Origin of the sequence: Ferrovibrio sp. (assembly GCF_036381655.1) — a bacterium.
Classification (GTDB): domain Bacteria; phylum Pseudomonadota; class Alphaproteobacteria; order Ferrovibrionales; family Ferrovibrionaceae; genus Ferrovibrio.
Genome location: NZ_DASVCJ010000069.1, coordinates 55,779 through 82,018 on the forward strand (window position 1 = coordinate 55,779; position 26,240 = coordinate 82,018).

At 63.9% G+C, this 26,240-nt stretch carries 29 protein-coding genes; 18 read left to right on the forward strand and 11 right to left on the reverse strand.

What is annotated here, in order from left to right:
• The first annotated feature begins 295 nt into the window (after nt 1–295).
• Nucleotides 296–1,036 (forward strand): transcriptional repressor LexA, encoded by a 741-nt coding sequence (lexA, locus tag VF194_RS16025; protein WP_330892192.1) that lies wholly within the window; start codon nt 296–298, stop codon nt 1,034–1,036.
• A gap of 24 nt (nt 1,037–1,060) precedes the next feature.
• Here lexA and VF194_RS16030 read toward each other — a convergent pair whose 3' ends face one another.
• Nucleotides 1,061–1,591: a hypothetical protein gene (locus VF194_RS16030; RefSeq protein ID WP_330892193.1), complete on the reverse strand. Its 531-nt coding sequence runs from the start codon at nt 1,589–1,591 to the stop codon at nt 1,061–1,063.
• A gap of 125 nt (nt 1,592–1,716) precedes the next feature.
• Between VF194_RS16030 and gltX the strand changes: the two genes are divergently transcribed.
• Nucleotides 1,717–3,120, forward strand: a complete 1,404-nt coding sequence (gene gltX, locus VF194_RS16035) for a glutamate--tRNA ligase (RefSeq protein WP_330892194.1) — start codon at nt 1,717–1,719, stop codon at nt 3,118–3,120.
• A gap of 25 nt (nt 3,121–3,145) precedes the next feature.
• On the opposite strand, the gene VF194_RS16040 is transcribed toward gltX, so the two are convergent.
• The 4 genes from VF194_RS16040 to VF194_RS16055 all read right to left on the reverse strand — a co-directional run bounded on the left by VF194_RS16040 (nt 3,146) and on the right by VF194_RS16055 (nt 5,198).
• On the reverse strand, nt 3,146–4,009 hold the full coding sequence (locus VF194_RS16040) for a hypothetical protein (protein WP_330892195.1): 864 nt from the start codon (nt 4,007–4,009) through the stop codon (nt 3,146–3,148).
• Nucleotides 4,010–4,166: 157 nt separating this feature from the next.
• Complete coding sequence (locus VF194_RS16045; protein ID WP_330892196.1) at nt 4,167–4,520, reverse strand: SPOR domain-containing protein; 354 nt, start codon at nt 4,518–4,520, stop codon at nt 4,167–4,169.
• Nucleotides 4,521–4,678: 158 nt separating this feature from the next.
• Nucleotides 4,679–4,888 carry a hypothetical protein gene (locus VF194_RS16050; protein WP_330892197.1) on the reverse strand — a complete coding sequence of 70 codons (210 nt, stop codon included), beginning with the start codon at nt 4,886–4,888 and terminating at the stop codon, nt 4,679–4,681.
• 85 nt (nt 4,889–4,973) lie between these two features.
• The gene (locus VF194_RS16055; RefSeq protein ID WP_330892198.1) at nt 4,974–5,198 is read right to left on the reverse strand and encodes a sulfurtransferase TusA family protein; all 225 of its coding nucleotides are present in this window, start codon (nt 5,196–5,198) and stop codon (nt 4,974–4,976) included.
• A gap of 117 nt (nt 5,199–5,315) precedes the next feature.
• On the opposite strand from VF194_RS16055, the gene VF194_RS16060 reads away from it, so the two are divergent.
• The 9 genes from VF194_RS16060 (at nt 5,316) to VF194_RS16100 (ending at nt 12,969) form a co-directional block, all read left to right on the forward strand.
• Nucleotides 5,316–6,419: a YeeE/YedE family protein gene (locus tag VF194_RS16060; protein ID WP_330892199.1), complete on the forward strand. Its 1,104-nt coding sequence runs from the start codon at nt 5,316–5,318 to the stop codon at nt 6,417–6,419.
• A gap of 50 nt (nt 6,420–6,469) precedes the next feature.
• Nucleotides 6,470–7,213 (forward strand): cytochrome c biogenesis CcdA family protein, encoded by a 744-nt coding sequence (locus VF194_RS16065; protein WP_330892200.1) that lies wholly within the window; start codon nt 6,470–6,472, stop codon nt 7,211–7,213.
• Nucleotides 7,214–7,453: 240 nt separating this feature from the next.
• A complete protein-coding gene (locus tag VF194_RS16070) occupies nt 7,454–8,890 on the forward strand; it encodes a sensor histidine kinase (RefSeq protein WP_330892201.1) in 1,437 nt (478 codons plus the stop codon).
• Nucleotides 8,883–9,311, forward strand: a complete 429-nt coding sequence (locus VF194_RS16075; protein WP_330892202.1) for a response regulator — start codon at nt 8,883–8,885, stop codon at nt 9,309–9,311. Before VF194_RS16070 ends, VF194_RS16075 begins: the two co-directional genes overlap by 8 nt.
• A gap of 107 nt (nt 9,312–9,418) precedes the next feature.
• Nucleotides 9,419–10,126, forward strand: a complete 708-nt coding sequence (locus VF194_RS16080; RefSeq protein ID WP_330892203.1) for an ABC transporter permease — start codon at nt 9,419–9,421, stop codon at nt 10,124–10,126.
• Entirely contained in the window at nt 10,119–10,874 is a 756-nt protein-coding gene (locus VF194_RS16085; RefSeq protein ID WP_330892204.1) for an ATP-binding cassette domain-containing protein, read from the forward strand. The genes VF194_RS16080 and VF194_RS16085 overlap by 8 nt, the downstream gene beginning before the upstream one ends.
• Nucleotides 10,875–10,890: 16 nt before the next feature.
• Complete coding sequence (locus tag VF194_RS16090; RefSeq protein ID WP_330892205.1) at nt 10,891–11,733, forward strand: extracellular solute-binding protein; 843 nt, start codon at nt 10,891–10,893, stop codon at nt 11,731–11,733.
• 66 nt (nt 11,734–11,799) lie between these two features.
• Complete coding sequence (locus tag VF194_RS16095) at nt 11,800–12,270, forward strand: nuclear transport factor 2 family protein (RefSeq protein WP_330892206.1); 471 nt, start codon at nt 11,800–11,802, stop codon at nt 12,268–12,270.
• Between the two features lie 18 nt (nt 12,271–12,288).
• Nucleotides 12,289–12,969, forward strand: coding sequence for an SOS response-associated peptidase (locus tag VF194_RS16100; protein WP_330892207.1), 681 nt, complete (start codon nt 12,289–12,291; stop codon nt 12,967–12,969).
• Here VF194_RS16100 and VF194_RS16105 read toward each other — a convergent pair.
• From VF194_RS16105 to VF194_RS16130, 6 genes are all read right to left on the reverse strand, one after another.
• Complete coding sequence (locus VF194_RS16105; RefSeq protein ID WP_330892208.1) at nt 12,956–15,433, reverse strand: hypothetical protein; 2,478 nt, start codon at nt 15,431–15,433, stop codon at nt 12,956–12,958. The genes VF194_RS16100 and VF194_RS16105 overlap by 14 nt on opposite strands.
• A gap of 123 nt (nt 15,434–15,556) precedes the next feature.
• A complete protein-coding gene (locus VF194_RS16110; RefSeq protein WP_330892209.1) occupies nt 15,557–16,309 on the reverse strand; it encodes an SDR family NAD(P)-dependent oxidoreductase in 753 nt (250 codons plus the stop codon).
• Between the two features lie 54 nt (nt 16,310–16,363).
• Entirely contained in the window at nt 16,364–17,785 is a 1,422-nt protein-coding gene (locus tag VF194_RS16115) for an FMN-binding glutamate synthase family protein (RefSeq protein WP_330892210.1), read from the reverse strand.
• A gap of 84 nt (nt 17,786–17,869) precedes the next feature.
• Nucleotides 17,870–19,261 (reverse strand): class II fumarate hydratase, encoded by a 1,392-nt coding sequence (locus tag VF194_RS16120; RefSeq protein WP_330892211.1) that lies wholly within the window; start codon nt 19,259–19,261, stop codon nt 17,870–17,872.
• Nucleotides 19,262–19,408: 147 nt separating this feature from the next.
• Nucleotides 19,409–20,311: an SAM-dependent methyltransferase gene (locus tag VF194_RS16125; protein ID WP_330892212.1), complete on the reverse strand. Its 903-nt coding sequence runs from the start codon at nt 20,309–20,311 to the stop codon at nt 19,409–19,411.
• Nucleotides 20,308–20,496, reverse strand: a complete 189-nt coding sequence (locus tag VF194_RS16130; RefSeq protein WP_330892213.1) for a FitA-like ribbon-helix-helix domain-containing protein — start codon at nt 20,494–20,496, stop codon at nt 20,308–20,310. Before VF194_RS16130 ends, VF194_RS16125 begins: the two co-directional genes overlap by 4 nt.
• Before the next feature lie 469 nt (nt 20,497–20,965).
• Between VF194_RS16130 and rpsF the strand changes: the two genes are divergently transcribed.
• The 7 genes from rpsF (at nt 20,966) to VF194_RS16165 (ending at nt 26,240) form a co-directional block, all read left to right on the forward strand.
• On the forward strand, nt 20,966–21,439 hold the full coding sequence (gene rpsF / locus VF194_RS16135) for a 30S ribosomal protein S6 (protein WP_330892214.1): 474 nt from the start codon (nt 20,966–20,968) through the stop codon (nt 21,437–21,439).
• Nucleotides 21,439–21,708 carry a 30S ribosomal protein S18 gene (rpsR, locus tag VF194_RS16140; RefSeq protein WP_330892215.1) on the forward strand — a complete coding sequence of 90 codons (270 nt, stop codon included), beginning with the start codon at nt 21,439–21,441 and terminating at the stop codon, nt 21,706–21,708. Before rpsF ends, rpsR begins: the two co-directional genes overlap by 1 nt.
• 55 nt (nt 21,709–21,763) lie before the next feature.
• Entirely contained in the window at nt 21,764–22,753 is a 990-nt protein-coding gene (locus VF194_RS16145) for a DUF2232 domain-containing protein (RefSeq protein ID WP_330892216.1), read from the forward strand.
• Complete coding sequence (rplI, locus tag VF194_RS16150; protein WP_330892217.1) at nt 22,753–23,307, forward strand: 50S ribosomal protein L9; 555 nt, start codon at nt 22,753–22,755, stop codon at nt 23,305–23,307. The genes VF194_RS16145 and rplI overlap by 1 nt, the downstream gene beginning before the upstream one ends.
• Nucleotides 23,308–23,610: 303 nt before the next feature.
• On the forward strand, nt 23,611–25,086 hold the full coding sequence (locus tag VF194_RS16155) for a replicative DNA helicase (protein WP_414656115.1): 1,476 nt from the start codon (nt 23,611–23,613) through the stop codon (nt 25,084–25,086).
• A 120-nt stretch (nt 25,087–25,206) separates the two neighbouring features.
• Nucleotides 25,207–25,725, forward strand: coding sequence for a Spy/CpxP family protein refolding chaperone (locus tag VF194_RS16160; protein WP_330892218.1), 519 nt, complete (start codon nt 25,207–25,209; stop codon nt 25,723–25,725).
• Nucleotides 25,726–25,802: 77 nt separating this feature from the next.
• Nucleotides 25,803–26,240: a carboxymuconolactone decarboxylase family protein gene (locus tag VF194_RS16165; protein WP_330892219.1), complete on the forward strand. Its 438-nt coding sequence runs from the start codon at nt 25,803–25,805 to the stop codon at nt 26,238–26,240.

The window sequence follows — 26,240 nt, forward strand, 5'->3', positions numbered from 1 at the left end:
TTCATATTTCACTTGTCAGGGAGGTTTCGTAAAGCCTCCGGCCGGGGGGATTGCTGTCCCCCTAAAAGGCCATTCTGGGGACCCGTTCCCCAAGAATTAGTAGGTCCCTTTCGTTCCGCGCCACGACATATTCACCCTCCCTGTGGAAAAAAGACTTGACCCGAATGCAGAACCTCACTAGAACATCCAGCGGGTTTCGTGTTCGTTCCGATACTGCTGGCAGGTGTCCAGCCCGCCCGTAAGCCCGGCGCGGCAGTCCAATGCAGCCATCGGCCCTGATCGAGGAGGTCAACCCATGCTGACACGCAAGCAGCACGATCTGCTGATGTTTATTCACGAGAAGCTGGAAACGTCCGGCGTCTCGCCCTCCTTCGAGGAGATGAAGGAGGCCATGAAACTGAAATCGAAGTCCGGCATCCATCGCCTGGTTACCGGGCTGGAGGAACGAGGCTTCATCCGTCGCCTGCCCCATCGGGCACGCGCCCTGGAAGTGCTGCGCCTGCCGGATTCGGCCGTGCCGATCCGTGGCGGCGCCGGCGCGAGCGGCAATGTGCGGCCGGCTACGCCGCGCAACCGGCTGATGCCGCGCGTCGCGGAAGGCGATCATCCGATGCAGGGTACGCCGGTAACGGTCAGCCCTTATAACGCCCGCGATATCGTCACCCTGCCGCTTTATGGCCGCATCGCCGCCGGCACGCCGATCGAAGCGTTGCGCGACATGAGCACGCAGATCGATGTTCCCATCGGGCTGCTCGGCAATGGCGAGCATTACGCCCTGGAAGTCGCCGGCGATTCGATGGTTGATGCGGGCATCATGGATGGCGATACGGTGATCATCCAGCGCAGCGAGAATGCCGAAAACGGCACCATCGTCGTCGCGCTGGTCGACGACCAGGAAGTCACACTGAAGCGGCTGCGCCGTAAAGGCAATTCGGTGGCGCTCGAAGCCGCCAATCCGGCTTATGAGACGCGCATCTTCGGCCCCGATCGGGTCAAGGTGCAAGGCCGGCTGGTCGGCCTGCTGCGCCGCTACTGAGCGCGTCGGCTTTAGAATACAAGCTCAAGGATCCGAGGCGGGGCGTGGCGACGCGCCCTGCCTTTCTTTTTCCCGTCCCTGCGGTCCGGCAGACCGATGCTCCTGCACGCCGTGACCGCGCGGCAGCACCCAGGGCCGATGTCCGCGGGTTTCCGCGACCGTCAAAACACGGATTCCTTTCTCGCGGTCCAGCCATAATGCGCGCGCCCCGCTCCGCCACAAATCGAAGCGGTCGATCACCACATCGGCCACATGACAATCCTCGGTGATGGCATGCGGCTGCTGTGGCATGGCAACCAGAAAACCGTCATGACGCCAGGCGCAACCGGCCGGATCGCAGCGCAGGCTGCCATCGGCGCCGGTGCGTCCTTCCGTGTCGTTGCGGCGCAGCTTCGGCCAAGGATAAAGCGGCGGCGCACCCAGCCGCTCCCACCAGCTTTTCCCAACGAAGCTGCGCGGCGGCACCGAACCGCTCTGGTAATAGTATCGCCCGTCAGCGGCCCGCGCCGCGCTTACCTTGCCGTCGCCGCTGAGCAGCAGATCGGGCCGGGCCACCGGGCCGTCAACAACGGGTACAAATCGGGAAGTCGGCTTGCCCTCAGGCCTGTCTATGCTACAAACGCCGCTCCGCTCCGGCGTGGATTTTGCTGCCGGAGGGCTTTGCCGTTTTGGATCGTGCCATGAAAAACGTCGTCACCCGTTTTGCTCCCTCCCCGACCGGGTATCTGCACATCGGCGGTGCCCGCACCGCCCTGTTCAACTGGCTGTTCGCCCGCCATCACGGCGGCAAATTCCTGCTGCGCATCGAGGATACCGACCGGGAGCGCTCGACCGAGGATGCGGTCGCGAAGATATTCCAGGGTCTGCAATGGCTGGGATTGGACTGGGACGCCGAGCCGGTTTTCCAGTTTGCCCGCATGAAGCGGCATGCCGAAGTGGCCGAGAAGCTGCTGGCCGAGGGCAAGGCCTATCGCTGCTACTGCACGCCGGAAGAGCTGGAGGAGATGCGCGCCAGGGCGAAGGCCGAAGGCAGACCGATGCGTTATGACGGTCGCTGGCGCGACCGCGATCCGAAAGAAGCCCCGGTCGGCGTGAAGCCGGTCATTCGCTTCAAGGCACCGCGCGAAGGTGTCACCGTGATCAGGGATCATGTCCAGGGCGAGGTGACTTTCCAGAACGAACAGCTCGACGATCTGATCATTCTGCGCTCCGACGGCACGCCGACCTATAATCTCTCGGTCGTGGTCGATGATCATGATATGGGAATCACCCATGTGATCCGCGGCGACGATCATCTCACCAATGCGGCGCGCCAGACGCAGCTTTATCTCGCAGCCGGCTTTCCGGTGCCTGAATTCGCCCATATCCCGCTGATTCACGGCCCCGACGGCGCCAAGCTGTCCAAGCGTCACGGCGCCCTGGGCACCGAGGCCTATGCGGATATGGGCTATCTGCCGGCAGCGATGCGCAACTACCTGCTTCGGCTGGGCTGGAGCCACGGCGACGACGAGATCATCTCGACCGAGCAAGCGATCGAATGGTTCGACCTGGATCATGTCGGCCGTTCGCCGGCTCGCTTCGATTTCGCCAAGCTGAACAACCTGAATGGCCACTATATCCGCAACACCGCGGATGACGAATTGCTGCAGGCAGCGCTGCCCTTCATCACCAAGCATGCCGGCCGCGCCCCCGGCGAGGCGGAGCTGGGCAAACTGAAGGCCATCCTGCCATCGGTGAAGGAGCGCGCGAAGGATCTCAACGAGCTGGCCGAGGCGGTGCTGTTCCTGTTCGCGGCGCGACCGATCCAGCCCGATGCCGCGGCACAGAAGCATCTCGATCAGGCCGCGAAAGAGCGGCTGAAGAAGCTCGTCGACGCGCTACGGCCGGTCAACGATTGGAATGCCGCCGGCACCGAGGCCGTGGTGCGCAAGCTGGCCGAAACAGAGCAGGTCAAGCTGGGGCAACTGGCCCAGCCCCTGCGCGCCGCGCTGACGGGGAGGACCGTATCGCCGCCGATCTTCGATGTCCTCGCGGTGCTCGGGCGCGACGAAACCCTGGCGCGCATCCAGGACGCCACGCGCTGACAGATCGGAATTAAAGCAGATTGCGTTAGTTGCGCAGTCGGGACAGCGACGACTGGTCCGCCATGAATTTCTGCAGCTTCTCGACGGCGGGGCGCGGGATCGGGTCCTGGCCGCTGAGCATCAAGGTGAGCGCCACCCGGCTGACCCCGATGCGAGAGGCCAACTGATCGAGCGAAATGGCGGCCGATTTGCAGGCCTGCGATACGGCGACGATCGAGCCCTTCTCCACGTAGAAGCGGCCCCACTGCTCCTTGACGTTGACGCGCGAGGGAATGCTGGGCAGGCCTGGCGCCGAAAGCGCGCGAGGAATGGCGACGGATTCCGGCGCCTGCAGCGGCGGCAGATCGGTCGGTGTCGCCGAGAGCCGTGGTGGCGGCGGCGCCGGTTGAAACTCGTCCAGTCGCGGCGCTTTTTCGATGCTCTCCTCGAGCAGCTTGCGTACGGCCTCGACCAGTTCTTCATTCAGCGGCGTCAGATCATGCTGATCGCCGAAACGGTCGTAGTATTGCGCGATCTCGCTCAAACGATCGAGGCGCCGCATCAAGAACTCGCGGGCGCCCAGCGGCAGCCGCCGGCCGGACCGGGAGATGTTGACCAGGTAAATCCGCGTCGTATCCAATTCCAGGATCGTGATCTTCCAGCGGATCTTGGACAGATGCTTGCGCAGCGGCTCCTGCTTCGTGTCTTCGAATTCAGGAATCCGGCCATCCACCAAGTCGACGAAGACGTAGAAATGCTCGATCTTCTCGACGAAGCGCTTGTAATCGGCAAAATTGGCGCTGAGATTCTTCTCGTTCTGACAGAATGCCAGCAGCTCCCGGCTCTGGTTTTCCACCACGCCGACAAGCTTCAACGTCTCCTGGACGACAGGTTTAAGCACCTGATTCACCGCGCCGGTTCTCCGGTTTGGATGCGGCCCCTGGATCGATTCTCTCGCCGCGCTGCCTACCAGTGACATTTTTGCCAGAAAAGATGGCGTTCGGCAACATCACAATCCGTGCGTCTACTTACGAATTTTTTGCGGATGCTAGTGCCTAAAAAACGAGCTAAAGGCCCGTTTTGGCGACAAGAGAGGGCGGCAGATCGTGCGGCGCACAATACAGGCCGGCCGCGCGCAGTCTGTGACAATATTCAGTCGCTTCCGCAGAGGCGGCAAACTCGCCAAGCAGTAGACGGACGACCTTCCCGCGCTGGCCGCCGAGGTCGATTTCGGCATAGTGCCGGGGCTGGTCCTTCAGGGCCGGGAATTGCTGCACAAGGCGCGGCCAGGCTGCCTGGGCATCCGCCAGCGTCTTGTAGCTCGCCACATGGGCCGAGAATTCCGGTTTGGGCTTGACGGGCTTGGGCGGCGGCGGCGGTTTGGGCTCGGCCGGCTGCGGCGGCGCGGCGACCATCGGCATCAATGGCGGTAGGTCCGCCTGCTGTTGCGGCGCCGAGCAGCCAACCAGCGGCTGAATGGCGATTATGGCTGCAGCAAGAAATACGCGGGGGATGACAGAAGCAAAGGAGGTGGCAGGCGCAGCCGGGCCATCCAACTGGCTGCGTCGCGCCCGCCGCATCACTTCTCCATCAAACGGAAAAGATTGCGATCCAGGAGTGCATTGACCGAGACGGTCTTCGTCGTGCTGTGGTCGCGGTCATTGACCAACTGGACATGCATCATGTCCTCGCCGGGAAATGAAATCAGCCGGATGACACGCCAGACAAAGCCCTGGCGCTGCTCGAAGCGCTGGCCTGGAACGATATCGTCGACGGTGAACTTCGCCATCGGAAAACACCTTGAATCACTACGGATTCACCGTAGCGCATTCACCGTCCCGCGCCAACCTTTGGCGCTTGGATGCCCAGTAATGTCACGCCGTCTGCTGAATGCGAAAAACGAAGACGCCGCCCTGCTCTTCCGACGACAGCAAAGCAAAGCCGGAGGCCTCGCACAGGGCCGCGATATCGCGCAGCGTGTTGGGATCGGTCGCCTCGACCGTCAGGACCTCGCCCTTCGGGACCGCCTTCATCGCCTTCTTGGTGCGCAGCACCGGCAGCGGACAATTGAGCCCCTTCACATCGAGCAACTGAGCCATGTTACAACCTACGCTATTTCACAAATTTATAGGTTATTAAATATAATACTTCACTTAATCGATGTAAATCCTATAATCACGCCCCGACCTCACCCAAATGTCTCGTGGAGACCGTCCATGGGCGACCTGCCCGTTCCATATCTCGTCAACGCCGCTGGCCTGCTGCTCGGCGTCATTTTCGGCGCCGCCGTACAGCGGAGCAACTTCTGCACCATGGGAGCCATCAGCGACGTGGTTCTGATGGGCGACGCCAGCCGGCTGCGCAGCTGGGTACTCGCCATCGCGGTGGCGATGCTGGGCAGCCAGCTACTACATCTGTCCGGATTGATCAATCTGGACACCTCCATCTATGCCACGCCCAATCTGGGCTGGCTCGGCGCCGCCCTGGGCGGGCTGCTCTTCGGCTTCGGAATGGTACTGGCGGGAGGCTGCGGCAGCCGCACGCTCGTCCGCTTCGGGGCAGGCAACCTGAAATCGCTGCTGGTGGTGCTGATGATCGGCATCGCCGGTTATGCCACCTTGCGCGGGCTGCTCGGCCCGGCGCGCCTCTGGCTGGAAAGCTGGTCGGTGGTGGACCTGAAAGGCCGCGGTCTGACCAGCCAGACGCTGCCCGAACTGCTGGGTGCCGGTCTCGGGCTGAACGCAGTGACCTTGCGCTGGATCCTGGGCCTCGCCCTGCCCGCCGCCATGCTGGTCTGGGTGTTCAAGTCGGCGCGCTTCCGCAGTCAGCCCCGGCTGGTCGGCGCCGGACTCGTCATCGGCCTCGTCATCGTCGGCGGCTGGGCGGTGACCGGCATCCTGGGCGCCGATGAATTCGACCCGACGCCGCTGGCATCGATGACCTTCGTCGCGCCCATCGGCTATGCGCTGCAATACCTGATGACCTTCACCGGCGCCGCGCTGGATTTCGGCATCAGCACGGTGGGCGGCGTCATTCTTGGGGCCTTCCTGATGGCCAAGGCAGACCGCAGCTTCCGCATCGAGAGCTTCGCCAATGCACAGGATGTCCTGTCGCACCTGCTGGGCGGCATTCTGATGGGCGTGGGCGGCGTTACCGCGCTCGGCTGCACCATCGGCCAAGGTCTGACCGGCGTGGCCACGTTGGCTCTGGGCAGCTTTGTCGCACTTAGCGGGATCGTGATTGGCGGTATTCTGGGTGTCCGCTATCTTGAGGAAGGCAGCCTGCCGGGCGCCATCCGCGCGATCATCGCCCGCGGGTGAAAACCGGCCCGGCACAGGATCAGCCCGAAGCTGGGAGCATTCGTCAGATCATGAGCGGACTGGACATTTCCTACGCCGCCGCCGCCGGCGCCGGCGTGATCAGCTTTCTCAGTCCCTGCGTGCTGCCGCTGGTTCCGGCTTATCTGTGCTTCGTCGCCGGCACCACGCTGGATCGCCTGGTAACCGAGGATGGGGCCGATCGCGCAACGGCGCGGCGGGTATTTTTTGCCGCGCTCGCTTTCGTTCTGGGCTTCTCCACCGTCTTCGTGGTCATGGGCGCCTCCGCTTCGGCGCTCAACCGCCTGATCATCGAAAACATCGATATCATCGGGAAGATCGCCGGCGCCGTGATCGTGCTGTTCGGCTTGCATTACATGGGCTTGTTGAAAATCGGCCTGCTGTATCGCGAGGCGCGCTTCAACACTGCCGAGCGGCCGACCTCCATCATCGGCGCCTATGTCATCGGGCTGGCCTTCGCGTTCGGCTGGACGCCATGCGTGGGGCCGATCCTGGCCACGATCCTCACCGTCGCGGCCAGCCGCGACCAGCTCGGCTACGGGGTCTCGCTGCTGGCGACTTATGCCCTCGGCCTCGGCATCCCCTTCCTGCTGGCCGCACTGGCCGTCAAGCCGTTCATGGCCTTCATGCAGCGTTTCAAGCGGCATCTGCATAAGGTCGAAATCGTCGCCGGAGCCATGCTCGTCGTCACGGGCGTTCTGATCTTCACCAACAGTCTCGGGCAGTTCAGCTCTTATCTGCTCGAATTCTTCCCCTGGCTCGCCAATATCGGCTGAAATAGCCGCCCGCCCAGCACTACCTCCCCGCGAGAACGCCCGGTGGCCTGACGCCTCCCTGCGCGCGGCCACCGCGATTGCAATTTGTGTTTGTATCTTCCTGCGGAAGGTGTTTTTGTCTGTAATGGAGGGAAGCCAAGCGCTGGCAGGCGAACAATGGTGGAATACTCTCACAGACCGGAGACTGCGATACTGGGATCCTTCGGAAATATCGGAGCCCTTCTCGCCGATTTCCGAACTGTGTTCGACCACTTGCCGACGCCACATCTGCTGATGGATTTCGATCTCGAAATCGTCGAGATCAACAAGGCGTATCTCAGCGTGGCGATGCGTCGCCGCGAAGATTTCATCGGAAAGAACGTTTTCGCTGCCCTGCCGGGCGAGGAAGAGAACCGCGAGCGCCTCAGGGCTTCCCTGCTGCGCGTGCGCGAACTCGGCACCACCGACGTGATCCCCCTGATGCCCTATGCCGTGCCGCGGCCGCATTCGCTTGGCGGCGGTTACGAGCACCGCTTCTGGAGCTGCACCCATGTGCCGATCCGCGATGCGGCGGGCAATATCGTCTATATCCTGCAGCAGGTGCAGGACGTCACCGAACTCCAGCGGCTGATGGACGTCACTTTCGGACCGCGCACCGTGGATGGCGAAGCGCTTCTGCGCGCGGAAGCCATCGAGGCGGTGAATCAGACATTGCTGGCGGAGCACAGCTATCTGCGGCGCCTGTTCATGCAGGCGCCCGGCATCATGTGCGTGCTCAGCGCACCGGACCTGGTTTTCGAATTGGCCAACCAGGCATACCTGGAAGTGGTGGGCCATCGCGATATCGTCGGCAAGCCGATCCGCGAAGCCCTGCCCGAAATGAAAGGGCAAGGCCATTTCGAGTTATTGGAAACCGTGCTTCGCTCCGGCCAGGCCTTCGTCGGCCAGGGCATGCGCATCGCCCTGCAGCGCAGGCCGGATGAACTGCCGGAGGAGCGCTATTTCGATCTGGCCTATCAACCCATAACCGGCGCAGATGGCGCAGTCTCGGGAATCTTCATCGCCGGCATCGACATCACCGACCGCGTCCTGGCGCAGGAGAAGCAGCGCCTCCTGATGGATGAATTGAATCACCGCGTCAAGAACACGCTGGCGACCGTGCAGGCGATCGCGGCGCAGACGCTGCGCGGCGGCGGCTCGCCGCAGAACTTTGCCGAGACGTTCCAGGCGCGTCTGATGGCTTTGTCGCGCACCCATAACGCATTGACCAGAGGCCAATGGCAAGGCGCGGATCTGGGCGATATCATTCGCGAAGAGCTGCGTCCCTACGATGGGGCTCGCATCACCTTCCACGGCGCAACGAAGCGGCTGCCGCCGCGCACCGCTCTGTCGCTCGGCATGGTCTTCCACGAACTGGCCGTCAATGCCGCGAAATATGGAGCCTTGTCGACCGAGCAGGGCCGGCTCGCCATCACCTGGCAGGATGAAGCGCCTTCGGGTGGCCCGGTCATCCTCATGCTGGAATGGCGCGAGGAGAATGGCCCGCCGGCCCAGCCGCCGACGCGGAAGGGTTTTGGCTCGCGGCTGATCGAACGCAGCATCGTCGGCGAACTGAATGGGCAATTGTCGATGGACTACACGGAATCGGGCCTGATCTGCCGTTTCACAATACCGCTTCAGAGGTCGGTGCATGAGTGACGATTCGGACGAGCGCTGTCTGGAGGGAATGCGCATCCTCATCCTGGAGGACGAGCCGCTGGTCACGATGCTGCTCGAAGGCATGATGGAGGATTTCGGCTGCAAGGTGCTGGGCCCTTTCCTACAGCTCGCCCCCGCCCTCGAATTCGCCCGCGCCCACCATCAGGACATCGATGTCGCGATCCTCGACGTCAACCTGGGCGGCGAACGCAGCTTTGCCATGGCCGACCTGCTGTTCGAGGTTGGCGTCCCCTTCGTTTTCGCCAGCGGCTACGACGAGGCCGGAATCGAAGAGCGCTGGCGCATGTGGCCCAATCTCGGCAAGCTCTTCTACGAAACCGAATTGCGGAACCTGCTGTGGAGCATGATCAAGAAGGATGCCCGCCGGCAGCGGCTGGACCGGCACGGCATGGTTGGCTGAAGCTGCGGACCGGGTTTCGCTACAAATTTTTTTGTTGAGAAAACTGCAATAGAGATAGCCACTTACACCTTTGCCAAGGGGCGTCCATTTAATGTAAGCCCTGTGGCATGACGACCATCTACGACGCTTTTCTGCTCGCCCTGAAGATGATGTGGCAGTTGGATGAGGAACTGCTGCGCATCATATCGTTGTCCCTGCGCGTCAGCCTGACGGCTGTGGTGATCGGCAGCGTCATCGGCTTGCCATTCGGTGCCTTCATGGCGCTTGCCCGCTTTCCGGGTCGCGATGCCTGCATCACGTTGCTGAACGCCTGCATGGGCCTGCCGCCCGTCGTGGTTGGGTTGGCGGTTTATCTTTTGCTGTCACGCTCCGGACCCTTTGGGCCTTTCGGCTGGCTGTTTACGCCAACGGCGATGATCGTGGCGCAGGCCGTCCTGATCACGCCCATCATCGCCGCGCTTTCCCGGCAGACCGTTGCCGATCTTTGGCAGGAGTATGAAGAGCAGCTGCGCTCGCTCGGACTGACGCCATTGCGGGCCATCACGACCCTGCTGTGGGATGGGCGTTCCAGCCTGGTGACCGCCATCCTGGCCGGCTTCGGCCGCGCCATTGCGGAGGTCGGCGCCATCATAATCGTCGGCGGCAACATCGCCGGCTATACGCGGACCATGACCACGGCGATCTCCCTGGAAACCAGCAAAGGCGACCTAGCCTTGGCGATGGCGCTCGGCATCGTGCTGCTCACCCTGGCCATCTCGATCAATGCCGCGGCCACCGTAATCGGCGCTGCCGCGCGGCGCGGCCAGGATGCGTGAGGCCAAGCCGAAGATGCACGCGCCCGCGCCGTTGCTGCCAATCCTGCTCGACGACCTCTGCTTTGAAGCGGGCGGGCAGAAACTGATCCAAGGCGTCAACCTTCAATTTGATCCCGGACCGCCGACCATCATCCTCGGACCGAACGGCGCGGGCAAAAGCCTTCTGCTCCGGTTGTGCCATGGATTGCTGAAGCCGACGGCAGGCCGCGTCATCTGGCAAGGCAGCGCGGCGAAAAACCGCGACGTCCTGCGCTTCGGCCAGGCGATGGTCTTTCAAAAACCTGTTCTGTTGCGCCGCTCGGTGCTGGCCAATGTGCAGTTCCCTCTCAAGCTGCGCGGCCTGAACCGCACGGCACGGCATGCCCGCGCCATGGCGGCACTCGAACGCGTCGGCCTTGTCGGACTGGCGCAGCGCCCGGCCCGGGTGCTGTCAGGCGGCGAGCAGCAGCGCCTGGCGCTGGCCCGCGCCTGGACCCTGAGCCCGCAGATCCTGTTCATGGACGAGCCGACCGCCAATCTCGACCCCGCCGCCACGCGCCAGGTCGAGAACATCGTCGACGGCATCGTGCGCGACGGCACGAAGGTCGTCATGACGACCCACGATCTCGGACAGGCCCGCCGGCTGGCCGGAGATGTCATTTTCCTGCATCGCGGCCGCGTAACCGAGCGTACGGCGGCGACGGAGTTTTTCCGCGCGCCACGCAGCGAAGCGGCACAGGCGTTTCTCAATGGCGACCTTACCTGGTGAAAGGAGATCGACAACTATGGCAATCAATCGGCGTTTCCTTCTTGGCATCATGGTGGCCGTGGCGCTCCCGCTTGCATCGGGCCTCGCCGCGGCGCAGCAGAAATTCATCGTCGTGGCCAGCACCACCTCGACGGAGCAATCCGGCCTGTTCGGCTATCTCCTGCCCATCTTCACGAAGAAGACCGGTATCGAGGTCCGTGTCGTGGCCCAGGGCACCGGGCAGGCACTGAAGACCGGTGAACACGGTGACGCGGATGTAGTCTTCGTCCATGACCGCGTCGCCGAACTGAAATTCCTCAATGCCGGCTTCGGCGTCGACCGCCGCGAGGTCATGTACAACGACTTCATCCTGGTCGGGCCGAAAAGCGACCCCGCCAAGGTCAAGGGCATGAAGGACATTGTCGCCGCCTATAAGAAGATCGCCGAGGCCAAGGCGCCCTTCGCATCGCGCGGCGACAAGTCCGGCACCAACGCGGCCGAACTGCGCCTGTGGAAGGAGGCGAATATTGATCCCAAGACGGCTGGCGGCGGCTGGTATCGCGAGACCGGATCGGGAATGGGCCCGACCCTGAATACCGCCAGCGGCATGGATGCCTACACCTTCTCCGACCGGGGCACATGGCTCAATTTCAAGAACCGGGGCAACCTGGAAATTCTCGTCGAGGGCGACAACCGGCTGTTCAATCAATATGGCGTTATGCTGGTCAATCCCGCCAAGCATCCGAATGTCAAAGTCGCCGAAGGCCGCGCTTTCATCGACTGGCTCACCTCCAAGGAAGGCCAGCAGGCGATCGCCGGCTACAAGATCGGCGGCCAGCAGCTCTTCTTCCCCAATTACAAGCCCGGCAGCAGCAGCTAGCCCGCCTGCCGATTTACGCCCGACGCCTCCCGCGCTAGCATTCCAGCGCAGCGCGGGAGGATGATCTTGGATATCGCGGCCCTACTACAATCGTTCAGCAATGCCGTGGAGCGGCGCAATGGCGCCGCCTTTGCCCAGCTCTTTACCGAAGACGCGGTCTATCACGACGTCTTCTACGGCGCTTTCAAAGGCCGCGCCAGGATTGCCGAACTCATCGACGACTGGTTCTATCGCACCGCCGAGGATTTTCGCTGGCTGCTGCACGATCCGGTGAGCGACGGCACCACGCTGTATGCCCGCTACACCTTCTCCTACAAATCCCTGCTGCCGGAAGCGCAGGGCAAGCGCGTCATGTTCGAGGGTGTGGCCATTTTCACCCTGCGCGATGGCATGATCGCCGACTACCGCGAGGTAGCGAATGCCGGCCCTGCCCTGGTCGATCTTGGCTTTGCGCCGGAGCGGATCGCCAAGATCCTCGCCCGCCAGGGGACGGAATTGAAGGCGCGACCGGAAGCAAGGCCGCATCTTGGCCATTGAAGCAAATGACGCCCTGTCATGTGCGGCCGCTATAGCCTGATCAAAGAACTCGACGAACTGATCGCTTTCTTCCAGCTCGACCGCAAGAAGCGCCCCAATCTGGCGCCGCGTTGGAATATCGCGCCGACGCAGAATAGCGCCGTGGTGTGCGCGGCCGGAGCCGGGCGCGAACTGCGGATGATGCGCTGGGGCTTCGCCGGCCCGAATAATGCGCCGCTGATCAATGCCCGCAGCGAAGCCGTAGCCGCCAAGCCGACCTTCGCCGAGGCCTTCCGGCATCGCCGCTGCCTTGTGCCGGCCGACAGCTTCTATGAATGGCAGGCGATCCCCGCGGAAACAGGCAAGAAGCCGCAGAAGCAGCCTTGGCGCATCAGCCTGAAAGGCGGCGGCCTGTTCGCCTTTGCCGGTCTGTGGCAAAGCGAGCCGGCTTCCGAGGGCGTCGAGTGCTTCACCATTCTCACCACCGCCGCGAACGAATATCTGGCGCCGCTGCATGAGCGCATGCCGGTCATCCTGCCGAAGGAAAGCTTCGCGGACTGGCTCGATCCCAACGCAGCGAGCGCCAGTCTTTCGGCCTTGCTCAAACCCTATCCCGCTGCCGCGATGGCGCGCTACCGCGTTACACCGGTCGTGAACGGGACCAAGGTCGACGATCCGAGCTGCTTCGCGCCGCTCAATCCGGCGCTCACAATCGCCTAGGACGTTCTCCCGTCAACAGATCGGCCGCGACGACGGGCTGCTCGGCCGATGCGACGCGGCGCATCCGATCGAAGGCGAGGAAGCCGACAATATAGAGGCCCAGCGCGGCGGCCAGCGTGACCTCGAAGCCGACGAAAAGCGACAGGACGACGCTGGCGATGGCGCCGATCACGGTGAACAGGCTGTTCATCGCCCAGGCCCAGGCGATGCTGCCGGCCGGGCTGCCGCGCAAGCCGGATATCCCCAGCGGGAACGGCATGCCGAGGAAATAACCGACCGGCGCGATCATCGCCATCGCGGCCAGAATGCGGAAGGGCAATGCCGCCGACAGGAACAGCGTCTGGATCGGCTCGTTGAACAGCATGAAGAGGCTGAGCGAGGCAACGATGCCGCCGAACGGGACGGCCCAGCGCCCTTTCGGAGCGACGCCCAGCCGGGGCGATGTCAGGCTGCCGAGCGCGGCGGACAGCAGCAAGCCGGCAACCACCGCGGTATACGTGTAAAGCGGCGAGCCGATCAGGCGCATCAGCACCTGGATGAAGACCAGTTCGATGATGATGAAACCGCCGCCCAGACAGGCGAAATAGGTCAAAGCCGCGCCGCGCGCCGGCCAGGTTTCCCGCCCGGCCCGGGAGAACAGCAGCGGCAGCACGATGACGACCAGCCCGAAGAACAAGCCTGCCGCGCTCGTCACATAGAGGTGAACCTGATCGAAGGGGATCGGTCCCTTCATCTGCGAATTCAGCAGCCCGGCGGTCGCCTCGTCCAGATAGCCACGCGGATCGGCGTGGACGAGGCCGATATGCTTGCGCAGGAAATTGAAATACGGCCGGTCATCGGTGGCCGGCGCAAGTCGATACAGCGAGCGCCTCTCCATGCCAGCCGTGAAATCGCCGCTGTAGAAAATGGCGGGCAGAAAGCTCTGCGTCAGCGACAGCGGATTTTCGACAAGCGCATTCCGCTCGTCGGGAAAGCGGCTGAACCATTCCTGTACGCGGCCGAGCTCTTCGGCAGTCCATGGCTGCATCTTGATCAGGATGGTCGGCAAATGGTCTTCGCCGGGCCGCTGCCAGATCGCGACATGGGAGCGGAAATCGGTGCGGCCCATTTCCCGCCAGGCCAGCGCCGCCGTCGTGATCACCTTTGGAAAGACATGGTGGTTCACCTGCAGAACGCCATTCTCGCTCAGATGCGAGAAGTATTCCTGATAGGCCTCGGCCGTCTGCAGATAGCTGGTCTGCATCGCGCCGGTGCCGGACGCGATGCTCGAACTGGTATGGTTGCTGAAGATCTGGATGATGTCGTATTTGGCATCATGCCGGCGCAGATAGCTGCGCCCCTCGCCGGCGACGACATGCACCCGCGGATCGAGGAATATCCCGCCGTTATAGCGGCTGTATGCCCCGGTGCCGAGATTGACGACGGTGCCGACCATTTCCACGGCATCGACATGCGAGGCGCCATACATCAGTGCGGCCTTGGTTTCCTGCCCGCCGGCGCTGCCGATGATGAGCACCTTCTGGCCGCTGTCCGCCTTGAGGTATTCCGCCGCCAATACGCCGGAGATCCAGAACTGTTCCCGAACCTTGGTTTCGCCGGCCTCGATGGCTCTGCGCAGGCCGGCCAGATCGCCGTCGAAGGGATAGATGTAGCTGCTTTGCTGGCCGCCGTCATAGGCGATGTGCTTGAAGCGCATCTCGACGCCGTTCTGCACATAATCATCGCCGCTGTCGAAGACATCGATCTTCGAGATCGGGTCCCAGCGGCTGAACTCGATGATCCCCTGCTCGGCGGCGGTCTTCACGCCGCGCTTGTCCATATGCTGCTTGAATTCCAGGCTGCCGCTCGGCAGCAGGAAGGGCAGAACCAGAAGGATTGGCGCACCGAGCGCCGCAACCGGACGCCAGAAGACCCATCCGGAAAACAGCACCGCCGCCAGGCAGCCCACGCCGCCCAAAGCGACCAGCAGGCCGCCGGGGCCGACATATGGCAGCAGGGGCGCCACCAGCAGCGCGCCGGTCGCCGCGCCTGCCAGATCCCAGAAATACAGCCGCGAGATCTGGCCCGCATGGGCCGTGAATACCGCCGACAGCAGCAGGCCGACGAAGAAGAACGGCAGCGAGACGATCAGATACAGCGTCAGGAAAGCCGCTATCTGCCGGATCGGGTGTGCGAGGATTTCGCGATAATCCAGCGGCAGAGCGTTGGAAACCGGCAGGATCAGAAGGACGGAAACGGCGAACAACAGCGAAAGCCGCGCGCCCTGCGCTTTCAGATCGACGCCTTTCGGCAACGGCCGCAAGGTGCGCCATATGCCGGCGACGCCGAAGTCGAACAGCGCGCAGGTCACGATCATGTAGGAAGTGTTCGAGGTCAGGATGACATCGAAGACGCGGATCAGCGTCAATTCCGCGGTCAGTGCCGCAAAGGACAAAAGAAAGACGCCTAACAAGACTTGCCGCATGGCACCGCTCCCCGAAGAATGTGCGGCGACGCTACTCCGTGGGCGGTGCTGCGGCTGTGACTGATCGGTGGCTACTAGAGCGAAAACTCAAAGAAACTTTAATCTACCGCGCCAAGAACGGTTTCAGGTGAGCATCTGCCCGCCATCGACGGCGACGGTCTGGCCGGTCACCCAGCTTGCGGCCGACGAGCACAGGAAGATCGCCAGATTGGCGACCTCCTCCGGCCGCCCCATGCGGCCGAACGGGATGGTGTCCAGTATCGAGCTATACAGCTTCGGATTGCCGGTCTTGGCCTGATCCCAGACGCCGCCGGGGAACTCGATCGAGCCCGGCGCGATGCAGTTCACCCGGATATTCTTGCCGGCAAGAGCGGCCGCCTGGGTCAAGGTGTACTGGATCAATGCGGCTTTGACGGCGCCGTAAGGCGGCGTGCGGGCGCTCGGCATCAGTCCGGAAATCGAGGAGATATGCAGAATGGCCCCGCCGCCGGCTTTCGCGAGATACGGGATGGCGGTGTGGCTGGCCCGCACGCTGCCCATCAGGTCGACATTGATGGAGGCCGCCCAGCCATCCTCGTCGTCGGTGCGGCCGAAACCCGAGGCGTTATTGACCAGAATGTCAATGCCGCCGAGCGCGCCGGCCGCCGCTTCGACATAGCGCCGCACCGAAGGGCCATCGCCAAGATCGCAGGTCCCGGCATGGGCCCTGCCGCCTCTGGCCTTCAGCTCGGCCTCGGTTTCCCGCAAGGCGCCCTCGCTGCGGGCGCAGATCGAGACATCCGCCCCCTCGCTCGCAAAGGCCAAGGCGATCGACCGGCCGATCCCTCTGCTGCCGCCGGCAACCACCACACGCTTGCCCTTCAATCCAAGTTCCATGGCCTCTCTCCTCCCGATTCTCGGCGCTGTCGCCCGCGATTGTATCAGATACGGCTAAAGCTGGGGCGCAAGGCCATGGACGCGAACGTGGTGCGCCTTGAGGTCGCGGACCGACTTGCAGCCGCAGGCATGGGCAATCGCCTCGACGTCATGCTGCACGGCGCGGGCATAATTCGCCACCCGCACCGCCTTGCGGGTCGGGTCGAGGCCCCGCATGAAGCGCGGATCGTTCGAGGTCACGCCGGTCGGGCAATGTCCGGTATTGCATTTCATCGCCTGGATGCAGCCGAGCGAGAACATGAAGCCGCGCGCCGAAACGACGTAGTCGGCGCCCATGCAGATCGCCCAGGCGACCTTGTCCGGCGTCAGCAGCTTGCCGGAGGCCACCAGCCGGATACGGTCGCGCAATTCGTAGCGCCGGCATTTCTCGGCGACGATCGGCAAGGCCTGCACGATCGAGCGGCCGACATAATCGGCCAGCGGCGCCGGCGCGGCGCCCGTGCCGCCTTCGGCGCCGTCGAGCTGGATGTAGTCCGGCGCTTCTTCCTTGCGGGTTTTCAGATAGGAGAAAAGCTCGTCGATAAAGCGCTCGTCGCCCAGCGCCATCTTGATGCCGACCGGCTTGTCGGCGATCTTGCGCACGCGGTTGATGAGGGCCACCAGCGAGGGGATGTCGGTCACCTCGCGATGGCGGCTGGGCGAGATCGAGGCCTTGCCCGGTTCGATCAGGCGTATCTTGGCGATCTCGCCGGTGACTTTCGAGCCGGGCAGGATGCCGCCGCGGCCGGGCTTGGCGCCCTGGCTCAGCTTGATGCAGACCATCTTGACTTGCGGAAGGGCGACGACGGCTCTCAATCGCTCTTCATCGAGATTGCCATCGCGGTCGCGCACGCCGTATTTCGCCGTGCCGATCTGAAAGACGATGTCGCAGCCGCCCGAGAGGTGATACGGCGACAAGCCGCCCTCGCCGGTATCCAGCCACACCCCGGCCATCTTCGCGCCATGCGACAGCGCGGTCACCGCCGCGGAAGACAATGCGCCATAGCTCATGCCCGAGATATGGAAGAAGCTGCTCGGCTTATACGGCTGGCCGACGATCCCCCTGCCGATCCATTTGCCGGTATAGGGCTCGGCTTCGTCGTCGTTCACCGGAAAGGGCGAATGCAGGAAGAAGACATGACCGCTCTCCTGCGCATTCACCTCCGATCCGAAGGCAACGTAATTCGACACCCCCTTGGCGGACCGATACACCCAGGCGCGGGTCAGCCGGTTGAACGGCCTCTCCTCCCAATCGGCGGTGAACCAGTACTGGCGAAAATATTCGCCCAAGTTTTCCATGATGTAGCGGAAGCGCCCGTAGATCGGGAAGTTGCGGCGCACCGCATGATCGCGCTGGATCCAGCGGTCGTAGACATAGAACCAAGCCATCGTGCCGGCCGCCGTGACGGCCAAGGCGGCGAAGATATAAGCGACCATCCCTGTCTCCCACCCCGCTATGCCGCCTCGCGCGGGCGGCTTGGGCCAGTGTAACACAATTTTCGCTAGAACGAGCTCCGGTCTTTACGGCCTCGGTCCCAGCATCGTCTTCGGATCGGCCAGCCGGTCATACTCCTCCGCGGTCAGGAAGCCGAGCGCCACGGCGGCTTCCTTCGGGCTGGTGCCTTCCGCGAAGGCCTTGTTGACGATCTGCGCCACGCGGTCATAGCCGAGATGCGGATTGAGCGCCGTCGCCAGCATGATCGAATGCTCGACATTGCGCTGCAGCGTAGCCCGGTTGGGTTCGATGCCGGCGATCATCTCGTCGCCGAAGACCGTCGCGGCATCGGCGAGCAGCGCGATCGACTCCAGCAGGTTGCGCACGATGACCGGTTTGGCAACATTCAGCTCGAAATGGCCGGCCGCGGCGGCATGGGTGACCGCTACGTGATTGCCCATGACCTGATAGCAGACCTGCAGCAACGCCTCGGCCAGGGTCGGATTGCGCTTGCCCGGCATGATCGACGATGTGAGGCCGTCATGCGGCAGCACCAGCTCGGCCAGGCCGGCGCGCGGCCCGGAGCCGAGGAAGCGGATATCGTTGGCGATCTTGGCCAGCGAGACCGCGATGGTGTTCAACTCGCCGCTGGCCTCGACCAGGGCGTCATGCGCCCCCATGCCCTCGAACTTGTTCGGATTGGCAACGAAGGGCAACCCGGTCAGTTCCGCCAGTTCCGCAGCGAAGGCCGTATCGAATCCGGCCTTGGCGTTCAGGCCGGTCCCGACCGCAGTGCCGCCCTGCGCCAGCATATATAACCGCGGCAGCACCGCCTCGATGCGGACCACGGCGAGTTCGACCTGGCGCGCCATCGCACCGAAGCCCTGGCCCAGGGTCATCGGCGTGGCGTCCTGAAGATGCGTGCGGGCGACCTTGACGATATCCGCCCATGCCTGCGCCTTGGCAGCGAGATGGCCGTGCAGAGTCTTCAGGGCCGGGACCAGCCGGTGCTGCAATTCCAGCACGGTGACGATGTGCATCACGGTCGGGAAGGTGTCGTTCGAGGATTGCCCGCGATTGACGTGATCGTTCGGATGCACCGGCTTCTTGGTGCCGAGCGGCTGGCCGAGGATTTCGTTGGCGCGGTTGGCGATCACCTCATTGGCATTCATGTTGGTGGCGGTGCCCGAGCCGATCTGCCAGACCGGCAGCGGGAAGTGATCGTCGAACCTGCCCTCGCTGACCTCACGGGCCGCCTGCTGCAGCGCCTCGACGATGTCGGGCGGCAATTCGCCCAGTTTGGCATTGGCCCGGGCGGCGGCGAGCTTTTGCAGCCCGATCGCACGGGTCAGCGCCGGCGGCAGCTTCTCCCGGCCGATCCTGAACAGGTTCAGCGCCCGCTGGGTCTGCGCCCCCCAGTAACGGTCGGCGGGGACTTCGACGGTACCGAAAGCATCGCGTTCCTGACGGGTCTGCATCACTGCCTCGCATTCAAGCCTGATTTCTAATCTGCCTGGAATCCGCGCCCTCGGATCGGGCGATTCCTTGCTTTCAGTCTTTCATATAGGGCGTCGCCGCCGAATTTGTGGCCGGAAATACCTCTCTTCCTTTGCACTGCCTGCTCTCTACTGCGGCCTTGACCACAGCCAGGTCAGCTCATGCTTGTTGTGATGCAGATGCAGGAGCCGGCTGCCGGGGATCGCGGCAAAGGCGCGCGCGGTTTCGTGATCCGTCTCGCCCTGGAACTTGAGCGTGCAGATGGCGCGGCGCAGGTTGCCGGCGGCCAGCCAGCGTTCGACCAGCTTGAGCAGCCGCGCCGGATAGCAGATCACATCCGAGCAGAGCCAATCGACATGCTTGAACTCGCGCGGCTCCAGCGCGAAGGCACTGCCCTGTTGCCAGGCCACGTTCGGCATCGCGGCGACAGCGGCGGCAAGCGGCGCCTTGTCGATGGCGGTGACTCTGGCGCCGCATTGCGCCAGCACCCAGCTCCAGCCGCCCGGCGACGCGCCGAGATCGAGGCAGACATCCCCCGCTTTCGGCAACTCGCCGAATCGCGTCAGCGCCTCCCAGAGTTTCAGATAGGCGCGGTTGGGCGGGCCGCTCCTGTCTTCGACGAAGCCATACTCGCCATGCGGCACCGGGCTGGAACAGCGCGCTGCATAGAGCATGCGGTCCGGCGCCAGCAGAGTGAAGGAGCCCAGCGGTGCCGCCGGCAATGGCGCGCCGAAAACGAGCGGCTTGGCCGAGACATGCGGCAGCTTCTCGACGATCAGCCTAGCGCGGCGGTGATGCAGCGGCGCATAGGCGACCCAGTTGCGCTGGATGCCTTTCAGCTTCGCCGCCGCATCGCCGATCGACTCGATCGCGATTTCCCGAACATCGAACCAGATATTTGCGGCCCAGGCGGCATGTCCCCCTTCGCCGTCGCATAAGAGCAGCCGGCCATGCTCGGCCATGATGCGGCCGGCAAGCTCCTTGCGAAGTTGATCCTCGAGGCCTTCGGCGGCGAGATAGCCGGTGATCATCGCGCAGCGTCACCCGATTGCGGGCCGAAGCCGTCCGCAATGACCTTCTCCAGCGGCAGATCGGCCAGCACGGCATGCAGGATGGTCCGCGCCTCGTCCTCCATGGACCATCCATTGATGGCGGCGCTCAGACGCAGCCGGTATTTCACCTCATCGTCGAGGTTGCGGATCGTGATGCTGGCCATACCCACCTCTCTTACCGTGTTTTGCAATCACTGCAATCAATGCAACAGCAAGGTCCGTTTTTGACCGTTACGGACCGCCGAGGACCGCTTTTGACCGCCACGGCCCGATTTCGCGACCGCCCTTGACCGCTGTCGGCCGCTCCAGCCCGCTCCAGCCCGCTGCGGCCCACCGCCACGAACCGCGCCGACGATGGCCAAAGCATCCGGCGGAGCGGGGTTGGATTACAAGATTATGCAGGATTATGAACCAAAAATTATGAACATAAATCGAACATAAGGCAAGCAAAGTCAAGGACCCGCCCCAGCTTCGGCCTCTCCCGCCTTCTCCTTGCGCGGCGGCGCGAAATCGCTATAGTCCGCGCCCTTACATAGCTCCTTGCTGGACACCTACCGGGTCCGGCTAGGCCCGATCCGCCGGCGCATGGGGCGCCGCCGCACCGGGCCGCATCAGCCAGAAGGAGAGCTGCCGATGGCGTTCTACGAGAACGTTTTCATCGCGCGCCAGGACATCTCGCCCACCCAGGTCGAGGCATTGGCCGCGCAATTCGCAGAGATCATCAAGGGCCAGGGCGGCGAGGTCACCAAGACCGAGCAGTGGGGCCTGCGCAATCTCGCCTACCGCATCAAGAAGAACAAGAAAGGGCATTATGTGCTCATGAACATCTCGGCCAGCGGCGAAGCCGTTGCCGAGCTGGAGCGCAACATGCGCATTCATGAGGACATCCTGCGCTATCTGACCGTGCGCGTCGAAAAGCTGGAAGACGGTCCGTCGGCCGTCGTGCTGAACAAGGATCGCGGCGAGCGCAGCGATCGCGGCGATCGTGGTTTCGGTGACCGCGGCTTCGGCGGCGGCCGGGGCGGCTTCGGCGGCGATCGCGGCGAGCGCCGTCCGCGTTTCGAACGTGAAGAATCTGCTGCTGCTGCTGCTGGGGAGAGCGCGTAATGTCGAGCACTGGAACCAAGCCGGCCGCCGGCCGTGGCGGCCCGGCCCGCCGTCCGTTCTTTCGCCGGCGCAAGACCTGCCCGTTTTCGGGCGCCAATGCGCCGAAGATCGATTACAAGGACGTGAAGCTGCTGTCGCGCTTCATTTCCGAGCGCGGCAAGATCGTGCCGTCGCGCATCACGGCGGTGTCGGCCAAGAAGCAGCGCGAACTGGCCCAGGCCATCAAGCGCGCGCGCAACCTGGCCCTGCTGCCGTTCGTCATCAAGTAAGGCCGAGCCGGCTTTCCCGGGCGAGCGTCCCGGACGGCCGGACTGGATCTGCCCGATGACCCGCAACCTGATCCTCGGCAGCCTCGCCGGAGCGGCGAGCGCGGCATTCGTTCTGACCGCAGCCAGCGGCCCGCTCGGATTCGTGCTCAGCTATCTGGCGCCGCTGCCGCTGTTCTTCGCCGGCCTGACCCACGGCTTTCCCGCCGCGGCTCTGGCCGGCGCGATCGGCACGTTGATCAGCACCGTCAACGGGCTGCAGGCGGCGGGCATCTATCTCATCATCTTCGCCCTGCCGGTGGCCGTTCTGGTCCGGCAGGCCCTGCTGTCCCGCCCGGCCGCCGAAGCCGGGCCGCAGAGTGAAGTCGCCGACGGCCTGGAATGGTATCCGGCCGGCCGGCTGCTGACCCTGCTGGTCGGCTGGGCGATCGGCCTGTTCGTGCTGGCTCTGCTGATGGCAGCCGGCCACGAAGGCGGTTTGCCGGCGGCGCTGCAGCCGCGGATTGCCGAATTCCTGGGGGCCCTGCCCCCGGAGGCAACCCAGGGCGCGACGGCGGAGGGCATCGACCTTACCGCCGTTGCGGCAAAGCTGGCCAAGCTGATCCCGGCCGGCTTCGCCGTCAGCTGGCTGGCGATGATGACGATCAACGGCACGCTGGCACAGGGATTGGCGGGGATGCTGAAGCAGAACCGCCGGCCCAGCCCGCGTTACAGCGCGTTGTTCCTGCCGCGGTTTCTGGCCATGGCGCTGATCGCGGCTTTGCTGGCGGGATTCGTCCTGCCGGGCAGTCCGGGGTTCATCGGCGGAACCGTGGCGGCTATCCTCGCCTTTCCCTATCTGCTGCAGGGACTGGCGGTGGTGCATGGCGTCGCGGCAAGGACGGCGATGCCGGGTGTTGTTTTGGCCGCCTTCTACGCGGTCTTGGTGGTGGCTGGCGCACTGGGCGGCATTCTGCTGCTTCTGGTCGCCATCCTGGGTTTGATCGAAGAATGGGCGGGTTTCCGCCGGCGCCTCGCCGGGACAGGCCCCAGCCAGGAGACTGACTGATGGAAGTGATTCTGCTCGAACGTGTCGAGAAACTCGGCCAGATGGGCGATGTGGTGAAGGTGAAGGACGGCTACGCCCGTAACTTCCTGCTGCCGCGCAAGAAGGCGCTGCGCGCCACGGAAGCCAACAAGGCCGTATTCGAAAAACAACGCGCCCAGCTCGAGGCGCAGAACCTGGCCCGCAAGGGCGAGGCCGAGAAGGTTGCCGCCAAGATGCAGGGCCTGAGCGTCGCCCTGCTGCGCCAGGCGGGCGACAGCGGCCAGCTCTACGGCTCGGTCAGCGCCCGCGACATCGCGGAAGCGGTCACCGAGGCGGGCTTCACGGTCAGCCGCAGCCAGGTCAGCCTGACCACCCCGATCAAGATGGTCGGCGTCTACAACGTGGCCGTGGTGCTGCATCCGGAAGTGACCGTCGAGATCAAGGTCAACGTCGCCCGCTCCGAGGCCGAGGCCGAGAAGCAGGTTGCGGCCGAGAGCCTGCTCGAGGAAGGCGTCGCCATCGAGGGCGAAGAGACCGAAGCCGCCGGCGAGGCCGACAAGGCCGAGAAGGCCTGACATCGCGCCGAAACCAATCGGCAGCCATGCGGGCCGGCGCCAGCGCCGGCCCGTTTCTTTTGCCCGCCGCCGCGCCGTTGTCATGCCGGCTTGTGGATATTTGGTGGTAAGATATTGATATGGCGACTCGACTTATCCACGCCGAGAAAGCGGTGGATAAAGCCGGTGTCAAACGAATTCCGTGCTGGCGCCCGGGCCATGCATCGCCTTTGATGCGCCCCCATTGCTGGTGGTGTTGCGAAACCCTCATCGCATTGCAACGGAAACGAAACAGAAGATTCCCAACCGAGAAGACGTCTGGAAATGACCGTGGTCACCTCCTTCCCCTCCTCGAGCAACAGTGATCCGACCACAGGCAGCCTGAACGCAAGCGAACCGACCTTCCGCATCCAGCCGCACAACATCGATGCCGAGCAGGAATTGCTGGGCGCCATCCTGATCAACAATGATGCGGCGATGAAGGTTTCCGGCTTCCTGCGCCCGGAACATTTCTTCCACGAGGCGCATCGGCGCATCTACGACGCGGCGCTGACCCTGATCGAGCGCGGCGAGATCGCCAACCCGGTTACGCTGAAGGCCTATTTCGAGCGCGACGAGGTGATCGCCAAGGCCGGCGGCACCGCCTATCTCGCCCGTCTGGCGGCGGCCGCGACCACCGTCATCAATGCCGAGGATTACGCCAAGGTGATCCACGACCTGGCGCTGCGCCGCGAGCTGATCGGCATCGGCGAGGATATGGTCAACCGGGCCTACGATCCCAAGGTCGAGGAGCCGGCGCACGAGCAGATTGAGGATGCCGAGCAGCGGCTGTTCAAGCTGGCCGACGAAGGCCGCTCGGAAGGCGGTTTCATCTCGTTCAAGGATTCGTTGCGGCAGTCGATCAAGATGGTCGAATCCGCCTTCCAGAAGGGCGGGCTTTCCGGCGTGACCACCGGGCTGAAGGACATGGACGCCAAGCTCGGCGGCTTCCACCCCTCGGACCTGATCATCCTTGCCGGCCGCCCCTCGATGGGCAAGACGGCGCTGGCCACCAACATGGCCTTCAACGCGGCGCTGGCCGGCACGCCGGTCGCCTTCTTCAGCCTGGAAATGTCGGCCGAGCAGCTCGCCACCCGTATCCTGTCCGAGCAGACCCGCATCCAGTCCGAGCGCCTGCGCCGCGGCGACATCACGGACGAGGAATTCACCCGCGAGATCGTGCCGAAGAGCCGGCTGATCGAGCAGACCCCCTTCTTCATCGACGATACCGGCGCCATCTCGATCGCGCTGCTGCGCAGCCGCGCCCGCCGGCTGAAGCGCACGCATAATATCGGCATGATCGTTGTCGACTACCTGCAGCTCGTGCGCGGCAGCAATTCGCGCCGCAACGACAACCGCGTGCAGGAAATCTCGGAAGTCACCCAGGCGCTCAAGGCCCTGGCCAAGGATCTGAACGTGCCGGTGATCGCCCTCTCGCAGCTGTCCCGCGCCGTGGAAAGCCGCGACGACAAGCGCCCGCAGCTTTCGGACTTGCGCGAATCGGGCGCCATCGAGCAGGACGCCGACGTCGTCATGTTCGTTTTCCGCGAAGAATACTACGAGGCGCGCAAGGAGCCGACCCTGGATACGCCCGAGCATGTCGCCTGGCAGGAAAAGATGAGCCGCATTGCCAATCTGGGCGAGGTGATCATCGGCAAGCAGCGTCACGGCCCGATCGGCAAGGTGGTGCTGCAATTCGAGAGCGAATTCACCCGCTTCTCCGACTACATTGCGCCGGATCATTTGCCGGAAAGCTTCTGACCGCGGCAATCCGGCATGAAATCGCCGCGCAGGATTGCTGCGCCTTCAGCGTGAATGGACATAGACAAGCGGACGGATCGGCCGGCCGCTTGCATCCTGAAGCCCTGTAAGGAGTCCATCATGCCGTCCTTCCGCCATCCCCTGCTCGCCGCCACCATGATCGCCGCCACGATCGGCGCCGCGCCCTTTGCCTTCGCCCAGACCGCGCCGGCCGGCAATCCGCCCGCCGCCACGACACAGCACCGTGCGGCGCGCGCCCATGTCCAGCCCGGCCAGTTCATCGAGGGCCGCATCGCCTTCCTGCGCACGGAATTGAAGATCACGCCGGAACAGCAGCCCCTGTTCGACAAGCTGGCCGACGAGATGCGGGCCCAGGCCAAGGCAATGCAGGCCCATCGCGCCGAGCGCAAGGCCAGGGTGCAGCAGAACCAGGGCCAGCAGGCCCAGGCCGCGACCGCGCTCGAGAAGATGGAGCGGCGCAATGCCATGCTGAAGGAAGTCTCCGCCGCCAGCGACCGCTTCCTGGCCAGCTTCAAGCCCCTCTATGCCGCGCTGTCGCCGGAGCAGCAGAAGACCGCCGATCTGCTCTTCGCCAGGAATCCTTTCGGCGGCCATATGAGCAAGATGCGCCGGCATTGACCGCCGCTCGCCCGAACCTGTCACAATAGCAGCGGGCCATCCGTCTTCTTCATGTCCAAACAACACGGAGAAGACGGATGTCCTTGCGTTTGAACTACAAGACGGTCGCGCCCGACGGCTACAAGGCCCTGTTCGGCATGCACGGCTACATGACCCAGACGGTGAAGCGGCCCTTGCTCGACCTCGTCTGGTTGCGCGTCTCGCAAATCAACGGCTGCGCCTATTGCGTCGATCTGCATAGCCAGCAGGCCGCCGAGCATGGCGCGCCGCAGCGTCAGATCCACAATGTCGCCACCTGGTGGGAATCGCCGCTCTTCGACGCCGCCGAGCGGGCGGCGCTGGGTTATGCCGAAGCGGTGACCCGGCTGCCGAACCAGCGGGTGCCGGACGACGTCTACCAGGCCGCGGCGGCGCAGTTCTCCGAGCGCGAGCTGGTCGACCTCACCATCGCGATCGCGGCGATGAATGCCTGGAACCGCATGGCGATCACCTTCCGCCAGGGACCGCCGGCGTGA